11 protein-coding genes are annotated in these 13,262 nt (G+C 41.0%); 9 read left to right on the top strand and 2 right to left on the bottom strand.

Annotation, left to right across the window (positions count from 1 at the left end; genetic code table 11):
- Window positions 1–44: 44 nt before the first annotated feature.
- The gene (locus tag MJ611_RS14925; protein ID WP_250430766.1) at window positions 45–1,592 is read left to right on the top strand and encodes a carbon-nitrogen hydrolase family protein; all 1,548 of its coding nucleotides are present in this window, start codon (window positions 45–47) and stop codon (window positions 1,590–1,592) included.
- Between the two features lie 86 nt (window positions 1,593–1,678).
- Here the strand turns inward: MJ611_RS14925 and MJ611_RS14920 are convergent, their stop codons facing one another.
- Window positions 1,679–2,587: a chain length determinant protein gene (locus MJ611_RS14920; RefSeq protein ID WP_250430764.1), complete on the bottom strand. Its 909-nt coding sequence runs from the start codon at window positions 2,585–2,587 to the stop codon at window positions 1,679–1,681.
- A gap of 128 nt (window positions 2,588–2,715) precedes the next feature.
- The gene (locus MJ611_RS14915; protein ID WP_250430762.1) at window positions 2,716–3,819 is read right to left on the bottom strand and encodes a glycosyltransferase; all 1,104 of its coding nucleotides are present in this window, start codon (window positions 3,817–3,819) and stop codon (window positions 2,716–2,718) included.
- Window positions 3,820–4,075: 256 nt separating this feature from the next.
- On the opposite strand from MJ611_RS14915, the gene MJ611_RS14910 reads away from it, so the two are divergent.
- From MJ611_RS14910 to MJ611_RS14875, 8 genes are all read left to right on the top strand, one after another.
- Window positions 4,076–5,551: a lipopolysaccharide biosynthesis protein gene (locus MJ611_RS14910; protein ID WP_250430761.1), complete on the top strand. Its 1,476-nt coding sequence runs from the start codon at window positions 4,076–4,078 to the stop codon at window positions 5,549–5,551.
- A 92-nt stretch (window positions 5,552–5,643) separates the two neighbouring features.
- Window positions 5,644–6,456, top strand: a complete 813-nt coding sequence (locus tag MJ611_RS14905; RefSeq protein WP_250430759.1) for a methyltransferase domain-containing protein — start codon at window positions 5,644–5,646, stop codon at window positions 6,454–6,456.
- A complete protein-coding gene (locus tag MJ611_RS20650; RefSeq protein WP_250430757.1) occupies window positions 6,453–7,559 on the top strand; it encodes a glycosyltransferase family 4 protein in 1,107 nt (368 codons plus the stop codon). The genes MJ611_RS14905 and MJ611_RS20650 overlap by 4 nt, the downstream gene beginning before the upstream one ends.
- A gap of 33 nt (window positions 7,560–7,592) precedes the next feature.
- On the top strand, window positions 7,593–8,432 hold the full coding sequence (locus tag MJ611_RS14895; protein ID WP_250430755.1) for a glycosyltransferase family 2 protein: 840 nt from the start codon (window positions 7,593–7,595) through the stop codon (window positions 8,430–8,432).
- 74 nt (window positions 8,433–8,506) lie between these two features.
- Complete coding sequence (locus tag MJ611_RS14890) at window positions 8,507–9,697, top strand: O-antigen ligase family protein (RefSeq protein WP_250430753.1); 1,191 nt, start codon at window positions 8,507–8,509, stop codon at window positions 9,695–9,697.
- The gene (locus MJ611_RS14885) at window positions 9,687–10,487 is read left to right on the top strand and encodes a glycosyltransferase (RefSeq protein WP_250430752.1); all 801 of its coding nucleotides are present in this window, start codon (window positions 9,687–9,689) and stop codon (window positions 10,485–10,487) included. The genes MJ611_RS14890 and MJ611_RS14885 overlap by 11 nt, the downstream gene beginning before the upstream one ends.
- Entirely contained in the window at window positions 10,484–11,788 is a 1,305-nt protein-coding gene (locus MJ611_RS14880; protein WP_250430750.1) for an O-antigen ligase family protein, read from the top strand. The genes MJ611_RS14885 and MJ611_RS14880 overlap by 4 nt, the downstream gene beginning before the upstream one ends.
- A gap of 41 nt (window positions 11,789–11,829) precedes the next feature.
- Window positions 11,830–13,212, top strand: a complete 1,383-nt coding sequence (locus tag MJ611_RS14875; RefSeq protein ID WP_250430748.1) for an undecaprenyl-phosphate glucose phosphotransferase — start codon at window positions 11,830–11,832, stop codon at window positions 13,210–13,212.
- Window positions 13,213–13,262: the final 50 nt, after the last annotated feature.

Here is a 13,262-nt window from a genome sequence, read left to right as displayed (position 1 = left end):
TGCTCACCGTATATGGGAAGCAAGTATATGCAATGTCCAATTTTATGAGTGAAAAGAACGAAGAACATACCGAACACAGATTATTACTGCGCCAGCTGGAGCTGAAAGATTATAAGGAGGTAAAGGAGATCATGGAAATCGTGTATTCAAGCATGGGTGCCTGGACACGAAAAGAATTCTCGAACCTGCTGAAAAAGTTTCCGGAAGGCCAGATTTGTATTGAAGACAAGGGCAAAGTAGTAGCGGTTGCACTTAGCCTTATAATTGAATACGCCGAGTACGGCGACAAACATACCTATGAGCAGATCGTGGACAAAGGTAACTTTAAGACCCACGATCCGGAAGGCGACACGCTGTACGGCATCGACGTATTTGTGCACCCCGATTACCGTAACCTGCGCCTGGGCCGCCGTTTGTACGATGCCCGTAAGGAGATGTGCGAGAAGCTGAACCTGCGCGGCATTATTGCAGGGGGCCGTATACCGGGTTATAAGGATTATTCAGACAAGCTCACTCCTGCCAAGTACATCGAAATGGTGCGCAACAAGGAGCTTTCTGACCCGGTGTTATCCTTCCAGCTGAGCAACGAATTCCACGTGCGCCGCATCCTCAAAGGCTACATGCCCGAAGACAAAGAATCGAAGGCCTATGCTACGCTGCTGGAGTGGATCAACGTGTATTATGAGGAAAAAGAGAAGCTGATTGGTGGCAAGAAGACCATTGTGCGAATTGGCATCGTGCAATGGCAGATGCGCGCCATCAAGGACATAGATGATTTCATGCAGCAGGTAGAGTTCTTCGTGGATACGGTGAGTTCCTATAAGTCGGATATCGTCGTATTTCCGGAGTTCTTCAATGCTCCTCTGATGGCCCTTACAAACGAGGAATCCCCTTCAGAAGCGATCCGAAGTATGGCTGAGTATACTGATGAGATCCGGGAGCGGATGATACACCTGGCCCTGTCGTACAACATCAACATCATTGCGGGCAGCATGCCGGAGTATTATGATAATAAGCTCTACAACGTTAGCTACCTCTGCCGTCGTGATGGCACCTATGACAAACAGTACAAGCTGCACGTAACGCCGGACGAATCGCACTACTGGGGTATGCGCGGTGGCCATAAGCTGAAGATCTTCGACACAGACATTGGTAAGATTGGTATCCTGATCTGCTACGATGTAGAGTTCCCGGAGCTTGCCCGTATGCTTTCCGATATGGACATGAAGATTCTGTTCGTACCCTTCTGGACCGATACCAAGAACGCCTACCTGCGGGTGCGCCTTTGCTCCCAGGCACGTGCTATCGAAAACGAGTGCTACGTAGCCATCACGGGCAGTGTGGGCAACCTGCCAAAGGTAGAGAACATGGACATCCAGTACTCGCAATCAGCCGTCTTCTCCCCTTCTGACTTTGCCTTCCCGCACGATGCGGTGGTAGCCGAAGCCACTCCGAACACCGAGATGACCCTGATCGCCGACCTGGACCTGGACTTATTAAAGGACCTGAATACCGCCGGCAGCGTGCGTAACCTCCGTGATCGCCGCAAAGATCTCTACAACCTGAGCTGGGTCGTACGGAAGGAAGAGTAGCTATACTTTACTTAAAGCCAAACGCCCCACTGTCTTGAGAGACAGTGGGGCGTTTGGCTTTTGAAATAGCTGAGGAAGCTAGGCAGTTATACTTTTTTAGCTCTGGATTCAAGTTTGAGCGCCCAAAAAAGTGCGGTAAGAAATCCTAGCAACCCACCAATGAACAGGAACAGCAGCAGGTTTGGCCCAGTTGGTAATCTGCGTGGAGAAAATCCAGTCACTACTTGTATGCTATTTAATTGATCTAGCTCACTCTCAAGTTTAACCTGTTCTTCATACATGGTCATACTTTGTCTGTATAGATTCGTGGGGTCAATCGGTTCTCCGTAAACAAATCCATTAACGGGTCCTCGCGGTGCAATAACAGCTGTTTTAATGCTATCGATAGATGCTATTTGATTTTTATACTTATTGATCATGCTTTCTACCTGGCGCTTCTTTATATTTTTTTGTTTATAAAAGAAGCGATTATTCTCAATGTAGCTGGCTAAAGCAGGCTCCATTGTACTGAACAAGTGGTTGTCGTAGAGGGTAAGTTCGATCCGGAACGGTGAACCTGTCAGAATACTGTCCTCATCTACCCGGTCCTGGTCCAGGTTAGAGAACTCCATTTTTTTGATTTTTTTAGCTGTATCCAAATCAATCTCCAATCGGGTTGCCACAGCTTCAAAATCATCGTCAGCGATAAGATCACTAAGCTTTGCCAGTTGATCTTCCACAAACTCATTCCGGATATCAGTGAGCATTAACGTCATGGAAGAAGTGTAATAAGGCTTAGTGATATAAAAAGCGCCATAACTGAGAAGAAATCCTGCTAATATCAATACAAACACTAGTAAAAACCTCTTAATGATCAACGAGCTTAAATCACTTATACCCTGCCCTATGCTAAGAAAGATATTTTTTATACCGCGTAGTATATCACGTACATCTATTTCATCATCGGCCCTTTTTCGTGAAAGGGGCTTCTCGGTTTCATTGGTGTTTTGATACATTTTAATTGATAATGCTTAATGAAAACAAAAGTAAATATTAAAGCCATACTTTATAGCCAAAACTATACTTTGTTGAATAAATATGAGGGCAACTGTCAAAATGCAGGAGGTTACACATTTTACATCTATCATTCGCCTAAAACCAATGATTGATAGAGTTCCTCATATTTTTTAAAGACCACTTCAACATCAAAATCCTTTTCACACCACGCGCGCGAATGCGCTGCCATTTCCTTTAAGATTTCACGATTCCCAAGGAGCCATTCTATTTTTTCTACAGCCTCTGCTGCTGTTCGATAACTAAAACCATTATATCCATCTCTCACAAGATCAACGTTTCCAACGCACTTAGACAACAGGAGGCACTTACCTAAGCTTAAAGCTTCAAGTACAGAAAAAGGCAGTCCTTCCCAAAGAGCAGATGATAAGTATAAATCAGCTTTTTGTATTGTTGCAAGCACCTCTTCTTTAGGAAGCCAGCCTGTAATATTAATGTTCGGGGAACTAAGAAGGCATGTCTGATCCTCATCACCGCTTCCGATCCATACAAAACGTACATCTGATCGATGAGCAAATGAAGCAGCGATCTGATTAAACAGGACAGGATTTTTCTGTTCCGTTACCCTGCCACAAGTGACTATGGTAAATACATCCTCAACCTTCACCTCATTAGCATCCATGCCTGCAACACCAGAGAGTTGAGGAAGTGTGGTACCATTGTTGATGTAGGTGGCATCAATACCAATTTTATGATAGTTCTGGGCTTCAGACAAAGAGCAGCAAACGACCTGACCAGATAGCTTGTAAGCAATCTTTTCAAGCGTTATATACATTTTCTTTTTTCTCTCAGAGACATCCTCCCTTGAAAAAGCCGCTCCGTTTGGAGTATAAACAACGTTTTTGATACCCAACATAAAACATGCAACCCTTCCCAAAAATCCTGCTTTGGATGAGTGTAAGTGCACTACATCAAATTCCAGCCCTTTCAAAATCTTCAACAGCGTGGTCAAAGCTTTCAGGTCGTGGCCTGGCCTTATTTCACGTTGGGCACCTTCCCACTTAATAAAGGTTACATCATTAGGAAACTTGGCTTTTACAAGTTCCGCTTTAATTTCATCAAGACGTTCGCCATGAATTACAACATGCTCACAACCAATAGTATAACGGGTTAGCAGATTAACAAAATGTGCGGTGCCTGCCGCGAAGCACTCTACAACATGAACTACTCTCATTGATAAACAAGCATAAATTGCCAATAGAATACAAAACTAATGATAATATTTCAAGGAGGCACCTGCCCATGAGGTAAGCAACAATAAAACTTCATTAGGATAAAACTGAGCATCAGCTAAATGTCCACTTATCTGGCAATTATCCAGACTAAGTTTATAATTTGCTCTACAAAAAGTTATCTTTGCCACATTTTATACATCTTGTAAGGTGGTAAAATATTTTTGCAGCTTTAATGCGCTGTAGTTTTCGATATTTATGTTAAATAAATTAAACAAGTATAACGAGCAGAAAAACAAGATATTAAAATCTCCTAACTTCAAAAATGCCTATTGGAGCATTGCTGATGTGGTGATCTATCCTGCAATGTACCTGCTTGCAACACCTATTTTTCTCAAACACCTCGGTGCTGAATTATATGGCCTCTGGATGCTAATAAACTCCCTTATAGCTGGGATTGGTGTATTAAATGGTGGTCTGAGTGATGCAACCATCAAATTCATATCAAAGTACAGAGCTTTAGAAGACAAAGAAGGAATTGTAAGAATTTTCAGGGCAACTTATAGTATAACTTTAGTTGTGTTTGTACTGGCTGTTTTACTGGTTATGCTAACTTCCAAATGGCTGGTCTACTCCGATCTGTTCAAAATCACGCCTAGATTACAAGCAGAAGCTATAGTTGCTTTACAGATAGCTACCGTGGCTTTTTCTCTTAGATTGTTGGAGCAGATCTTCTTCGCTTACTTCAAAGCTTTCGAAAGATTCGATATTTATTCAAAAATCTCAATTCTGGCTAAAGCCATTATGCTGATGGCAGGTGTAGCTCTTGTTTTGTCTGGTTATTCACTTTCTACAATACTCTGGAGTAATGTGGCTGTTTCACTTCTGTCAATTATTGTAGAGGGAGCTCTTGTAGCTCGTAAATTAGGGTTACGTACTTTTATTCCCGACTTCGATAAGGCAACAGTTAAAGAGGTATTTACTTTTAGTTCATGGGCATGGGTACAAACTATAATTGGTGTATTTTCGGCGCAGCTAGACCGCTACATAGTTGCGGCAGCCGTAAATATGGAAACTTTGGCTTACTACTCAATCGGTTTATTGGTAGCTACTCAGATACATAATGTATTTGCGGCCGGGGCCGGCTTTATTTTCCCACTGATCACCAAGCGTATTGAGCAAAAGCAAGAAATAAAACCTATCTATTATCGTATGCAACTCCTGGTTATAACGTTAGGTATTATAGGTATAGCGGCCTTGGTATTTATTCAGGATTATGTTTTTACTTTATGGCTTGGTGAAGAAGATTACTCACTGGCCCAAAACTTTATTACCTTGTTTCTGTGCTTTGAAGTTCTTCTCATCACATCAGTCATACCCTATTATTACCTGATTGCTTCAGGGCATATAAGATTAAATACGCTCATTATGGGTTTGAATACTGCAGCAACAGCCCTAGCTATGGTTATCCTATTTAAAATTATGGGTGAATCTGGCTTGGTTTGGGGTAAAGTTATTGTTATCGCTTTAACCTCTCCGTTGCTGTATAACATTCTCCACAGAAGGGTATTACATGATTTCGATAAATTAGCTGGCCTGAAACTTCTTTTACCAAGCATTGCTATTATAACGTTTATTCTGGTACCTTCTATACCATTAAAGCTGCTGGCTCTTGGCTTAAGCTTTATTCTGCTATACTTTGTACTATTCAAAAAATTACAGGCTGCAGCTTAAAATAAGCATAAGTTGATGAAGTATAACTGCCAACGTTTGCTCTTTGGCTGACATTTACTGGTATTTCCATAATTATAAAATCCTGTGACAATATGGATTACGTTATGAACTGTAAAATTTGTAAGGCTGAGGTTAAGAAAGCCTTCCGGGCGAAAGTTCTTCATAAACATGATGTTCAGTATTTTACCTGTACTAATTGCGGCTTCTATCAAACAGAAAAACCATATTGGTTGCCGGAGGCATACAGCAACGCAATCACCAGCCTGGACATTGGCTTGCTATACAGGAATGAACTCTTCAAGCCAATTGTAGCCTCTATGATCAGATCTTTCTTCGACTCCAAAGCAAGATTTATAGATTATGGTGGCGGGTATGGAGTACTCGTTCGGATGTTACGGGATATCGGATTCGATTTTTACCGCCATGATACATACTGTGACAATATTTTTGCAAAGAACTTTGATGTTAATGACCTGTCTATAAATCAAAGGTTTGAAGTACTGACAGCTTTTGAGGTATTCGAGCACTTGGAAAACCCAATGCAGGAAGTAGAAAAGATGTTAGTCTTTAGTGATAATATCTTGTTCTCAACAGAGCTTGTGCCCACTAATCAGTCTATAAATCCTAATACATGGTGGTATCTGGCACCTGAAACAGGACAACATATCGCCTTCTACACGAAAGCGTCTTTACAAAAAATGGCAGATTATTTTTCAATGAATTTTTATACCAATGGATCAACACTGCATCTTTTAACTAGGAAAAAGATTAGCCCTTTGCTCTTCAGGCTGCTATGCTACCACAAAATTTCTTTGCTAGTAAAAGGCATAACTTCTGGAAAATCGCTGCTCCAGACTGACTTTCTCAATATTAAACACAAACTCAACTTAGAAAACCATTTGTGAGAGTACTTTTTGATCATCAGATATTTTCTACTCAAACCTACGGAGGCATTTCCAGATACTTTTTTGAACTGATGCAACAGTTCGAAAACAATAAGCTAGTAGACTTCGAAGTAGGACTAACATTCACGAATAATGCCTACCTCCCACAACTGAAAAGTAAATCTTTCAGCCCATTCTTCCCAGCCAGAAACTTCCGCGGCAAAGGACGTCTGATGTATGAATACAACAGATATGTCAGCGCAAGGATATTGAAGAATAAGAAAATAGATCTTGTTCATCCAACTTATTACAATGCAGCTATACTTGGTAGACTAGGCCAAGTACCATTTGTACTTACATGCCACGACCTCATTCATGAGCGGTACCAACATAAGTATGAAAATCTTAACGATGTAAATTTAAGCCAAAAGAAGAAACTGCTGGAAAAAGCTGCAGCGGTGATTGCCGTATCAGAGAATACTAAAAAAGATATTGTAGAATATTATAAGATACCTGAAGAGAAGATTGAGGTGATTTACCTGGCAAGTTCCCTCTCCCCCTCCATTCAAGACCCAACGCTGAAACAAAATTTACCGGAACAATATTTGTTATTTGTAGGCAATCGGGCGTTGTACAAGAATTTTCAAAGTTACTTGCGTGCTATTAGCTCATTGTTTCGGAAGTATAACAATTTACACCTTATATGTGCGGGAGGCGGAAGCTTCAATAAAGAAGAATTGACGCTGATTGCTACACTCAGGCTACAAAATCGTATCCGGCAGGTTGCAATTAATGATGAAAAACTATCTACCCTCTACCGCCATGCTACTGCCTTTGTTTTTCCTTCTTTGTATGAAGGATTTGGCATTCCGGTAGTTGAGGCTTTCTCCTGCGGTTGCCCTGCCCTGCTCAGTAACACTAGTTCCTTGCCTGAAGTGGGAGGTAAGGCGGCACTTTATTTTGATCCAACCTCAGCAGAAGAAATGATACATGCTACAGAGCAAATTTTAGAGAATACAGAACTCCGGAATATATATGCACAAAAAGGCGTAGCCCGTGCAACTAATTTTCAATGGCAAACAACCGCTGAGTGTACTGGCAATCTATATCATGCTATTGTTTAAGCAGCGTTGTATATTTTTTCAGAACTTTACTACATGAATTTTATACAGGAAGGCGGCTACCGTTTAAAGGGGAACAAAACCAGATCAGGAATATTAGTTTCTATTATAACTGTTGTTTACAACGGTGAAAAGTTTTTAGAGCACACTATCAACAGTGTACTTGCCCAAACTTATCCAAACATTGAATACATTGTTGTTGACGGCGGTTCAAGCGATGGTACATTATCAATTTTGAGAAAGTACGATGACCAAATTGCCTACTGGAAGAGTGAACCTGACAAAGGAATAAGTGACGCTTTCAATAAAGGAGTTGCCCTGGCAACAGGCGAGTTGGTCGGCATCCTGAATGCTGACGACTGGTATGAACCAGATGCTGTAGCCCGCATTGTGAGTCGCTACCAGCCAGACAGCGTACTATATGGAAGTCTGCAGTACTGGAATTTAGATGGCAGTAAAGATGTACAGGCAGCACCTAACCTGCACTTTTTGCCTTTTGAAATGAGTCTCAACCACCCAACAGTTTTTGTAAGCAGCAGCCTTTACCACAAGTATGGCGTGTTTAACTTAAACTTCAAACTAGCAATGGATTACCACCTCCTGCTCCGGTTCTACAAAGCAGGAGCCACTTTTATATATGTAGATGGTGTTATTACTAACATGCGTCATGGGGGTGCTTCCTCTAATGTGATTGCATGTTATAGAGAGGTCTTGCAGGTAAAGAACGATGTGTTAGGTAATAAAATCACCAATCAGTTTTATTTTTACTGGCAAGTGCTCCGGCGTACTGCATATGTTACTTTGTCGCGAACACCGTTGTCTTTTATTAATAAACTGTATCGTAAACATCTTTCTCCTATAAAGCGACAGTATTAAAAACTATCAACAAGGCGCAATAAGTTGAATTTACTTAAAATCATTCCTAGAAAGCGGATAATTTATAAGCAATAATGCGATCAACTATAAATTTCCTTAGCTTCTTTTTTATTTTATTCTTTCTCTTCCTTAACCTGCAGACACTTTCGATAAAAGGTTGGATGGGCGCTGAGGAGGAGTCAATGGTGAAGCTATACCATCTTTTTTCCTTACTGTTTATTCCATGTGTCTTGTTACGCATCAACAAGGGGCTGCCAAAGGTCCCAAGTTATGTGTGGCATTATTTTATAGGTATTACATTGATTTCATTGCTGCTTTTTATTTTTTACCCTTTTAATCGTGTCCTGATTAACCACCTATTTGCTTTTTACACCTTCTATATAGGGTATTATGTGGCATCTTCTTTTGATAGGGAACAGGTGCTAAAGCTATTGCAAAAGGTAGCCTTAGGAGTATTTGCGATAATTGTGGGAAAGCTTTTTTTTCATATACCTGAAATACGCAGTTTTATGAAAGCCCCTGATGGTCACCCGAATATTTATACTATTTATGGCGGGGGAGTGAACCTAGAAGCTACATGGATAGGCTTGAATACAGCGCTTTTTATCAACAAAAAAAAACTGTTTTATATTTTACTTGCTACAACCCTCTCCATCAGCATAATTTATGCTTCCCGTGTCGGTGTTGTGATTGCGCTATTGGTGGCAGGCTTTAAGTTTATTTCTGCTGCTACCTCAAAAAAAGAAAGGCAAGCTATTGTTGCAATGGCATTTTCAGCTGCTTTGGCTTTTATTATTTTAGTTGACCTTGAGAGTCTGTCTGAAAAAGTTTATGCTCTGAGGCGTTTTGCAGAGTTTGGGGGTAGCTCAGACAAAGGAATGGCTGGAAGGTTTGCCATGTGGCGCTACTATGGCACTGCACTTTGGGACAGTAAATTTTTAGGTTATGGAGCTGGCAACGGAATGTATGCCATTGAGTCTATCTCAGGTAATGATTACCCGGAAGACAATTTGCACAACCTGTACATGCAACTCCTGCTGGAATTTGGCATTATAGGTCTACTGTTATACCTGATATCGGTATACAACATCAGTAAAAAGGCTTTTAAATCACGGCTTAGTAATCCATTGGCCATTATTCTGCTGGTTTATTTTATCGCATCACTTATTCAGTTCAGAGGCACTGATGCTATGATCTGGTTATTTATGGGCCTGTTTTTAAGAATTGAATCAAACAAACAAAAGCTGCTAGCAGATGTTGAATGATATTGTAGTTTTAATCCCTCATTATAATAACCCAGCCGGCCTGGAGAATTCTTTACGAAGTATAGAGGCTCCTTTTCCTGTGGATGTGCTGGTGGTAGATGATGGCAGCGCTGTTAAACCCGATGAGGCAAAGCTTTATCAGTTATTTTCTGAAAGCTTAAGCCTTCATTTCCTGTACAATCCTGAAAATGAAGGCATAGAGAATACCTTGAACAATGGCTTGAAGTATATTCAGGAGCACATGCAGAACAAATATGTGGCAAGACTAGACTGCGGCGATACCTGTGCTCCTACCCGTTTGATAAAACAAAAGCAATACCTTGATAGTCACCCGGATGTTTACCTGATCGGCTCATGGGTAGAGTTTGTGAATGAACAGGGAAAAAAAATTTATGTTTACAGGGCACCGGCCAATCATGATGATATCATAAACAACATGTACCTGAAATGTAGTTTTATACACCCATCGGTTATGTTCCGCACAGCTGCCTTACATGAGATAGGATTGTACCCGTTGAACTACAAAGCGGCCGAAGATTATGCTTTTTTTTTCAGATTCACTCAAAAGTATAAAACACATATTATCCCGGAAGTCTTAACTTATTGTGAGATAAACCCTAACGGCATTTCACATACAAAACGTACTATTCAACTAAAAAGTAAAATAAGGATACTGCTTGATAATCGGACGGCCTCTCCTTTCTTTGTACTGGGTTTAATCAGAAACATTGTCCTGCGTGCGTTACCCTACAGTGTAGTGGCAAAAGCAAAAGCTTTACTTTTTAGATGAAAGGACTTCTTACATTTCCTGACAAAGAGCATGTGATACAGAAAGCTTATTTCTTCTGTCTCCTGTTTGTTGCTGTTTCTCTGTTTTCTCCCGGCAGAGATCTGACCAACCTGGCTGTTATACTGCTAGCATCAGTTTGGGTGTTTGAAGGCAAATTTTCAGAAAAATACCACAGACTGAGAGCTAACCTGGTTACCATACCTTTTTTCATTCTTTTCCTGCTGTACCTGATCGGGGTATTTTACACCGAAGACATTAGGGCAGGTTTTAAAAGCTTGGAAACAAAGGCTCCTCTTTTGGTCTTCCCCCTGGTGCTGGGTTCAGCCTCTATCAAAATAGAAAACCTTAAAAAGGTGCTGCTATACTTTGCTATTGCTTGTGTGCTGTGCAGCCTGGTCGCTCTCATTTACCAGTCCTTCGTTGTTCTTAAGAAGAACGATTTTAATTATTTTTTCAGTGATGGCCTTGTATCCATTATGCAGAAAAGGGCTGTCTATTATGCAATTTATGTAGCCACTTCAATTCTTATACTGGTAAACTATCTTTTTTCTAGTTTTAAAGGCATCGCCACAAAACAAAAGGTGTTAACGGTAGCAGGCATTGTTTTTCTGTTGCTGATACTTTTCCTGCTGGCAACAAGAGCCTCTCTGATAGCTTTGCTGCTTATTCTTATAATAACACTTGTAGCAGCAGGAATCAGGTATGGGAAGTTAAAATATTCGGTTATACTCATTGCCCTTCTCTTTGCTTTTATAGCAACGCTTTCAGTGGTATTTCCCCAAACTATAGCGCGTTTTAAGAGCCTGCACAACGTAACATACGACTTCTCAAACACAGAGGAGGTTTATCACTTTTCCGGAGCAGACAGCGATACCAAATGGAATGGTCTTAATTTAAGACTGGCCAAATGGGTGTGTGCCTTTGATTTGATCAAAGAACATCCTCTCTTTGGCGTAGGCACCGGCGATGTAAAAAATGAAATGGTGGAGGCCTATAAGAGAAGAAATTTCACCTATGCGGCACAACATAGATTTGATCCACACAATCAATACCTTTCAACAACGGTAGGCCTTGGTATACCTGCTCTTTTTATTCTCTTGGCTTGTTTTTTATACCCATTATACCTTGCCAAACAAAGAAAAAGCTGGCTTTTAGCTAGTTTCACTTTGCTAATCATGTTTTGCGCTCTTACAGAATCTTTACTGGGAAGTGCACAGGGAATAATATTTATTTGTTTCTTTTTATTCTTATTGTTGCAAAGTACAGCAACAGAAAAAATATTAAACAATTCTAATTTTTAGGGCAAATGATGTATTTTCGCACTTCTTACTAGGGAACATCAATGCCCAGTTACTACTCAAAATATATAAAACTCATCCATGTAACAGGAGACACAGTTGCTGTAGCTGTTGCCTCTGCCACGGCTTATTGCTTTGTGGACGGCACCTTCCAAGGCTTTCTCGCTGGTAGTCACCTTGATTTTACTTTTTATTCCATACTTGTATGGTTAGGATGCGCATACTTACTTAATACTTACAAGTTCTTCCGCGTCATCAGCACAGCTAGTGTCATATTGGACGCTCTCAAAGTAATTCTACTCTATATTCTGCTGACAGAAGCTATCCTCAATATAGCAGGCATAGAAGCTTTTACCCGTCCTTTCCTGTTTGCACACTATAGCATTCTGGTGTTACTCTTGATACTGTGGCGGGCTTCGGTTCTTATCGCTTTGCGTTACTACAGGCGCTTAGGCTACAATAACCGCAGGGTTATTGTAGTTGGTTACAGTGAGCTGGCAGAAGAGCTGGAGCATTTTTTTAAATCACACCCGGAGTATGGTTATAAGTTCCTGGGGTACTTTGATGACAATGTTTTACTTGCTCCCAAGGCTATAGGAAGTATAGCGCAGGTAGAGCAGTTTGTACTGGAGAATGAAGTAGACGAAATCTACTGTTGTCCGTTTGACCTAACAAAAGAGCAGGTAGAACGCCTAATTGATTTTGTTGAGGATCATCTGATTCGGATGAAGTTTCTTCCAGAGCCCAATAGTTTCCCGTTCAGGAATCTGAAAGTAGATCTTAATGATGTGCTGCCAGTGCTTACACTAAGATCAATACCCCTTGATGATGTCATCAATAAAGCTATCAAAAGAACATTCGACATCTTTTTTTCGCTGACTGTCATTATACTCTTATTGTCCTGGCTATTGCCTGTACTAGCTATATTGATTATGCTCGGTTCAAAAGGTCCTATATTTTTTAGGCAGGAGCGATCAGGTATAGATTACAAAACCTTTAACTGCTTTAAGCTCCGGACCATGTATGTAAACTCCGAAGCAAACTCACTCCTTGCCCGCAGGGGTGACTCCCGTATTACTCCGATTGGGGCATTCCTAAGAAAGACTAGCTTGGATGAGCTTCCTCAGTTCTTTAATGTATTAATGGGCGATATGTCTGTAGTTGGTCCCCGCCCCCACATGCTCAAAGTGAACGAGGAGTATGCCATGGTGGCCGAGAAGTACATGGTGAGGCACTTTGTAAAACCAGGTATAACCGGACTTTCCCAAGTACGTGGTTACCGGGGCGATACAACAGAAGCATACCAGATTCGTGGCCGCGTCAAACTCGATATCTTCTACCTCGAGAACTGGACTTTTCTGCTCGACCTGAAGATCATCTTTTACACCGTATATAACATGCTGCGTGGTGACGACAGCGCTTTTTAAGCAAACAATACCGTCGCAGCACTTTACTTTTCACTACAGTTCCCGCATTT

The sequence above is a fragment of the Pontibacter ruber genome, from assembly GCF_023630205.1.
GTDB lineage: Bacteria > Bacteroidota > Bacteroidia > Cytophagales > Hymenobacteraceae > Pontibacter > Pontibacter ruber.
This window is presented reverse-complemented; position numbering and strand designations above follow the sequence as displayed.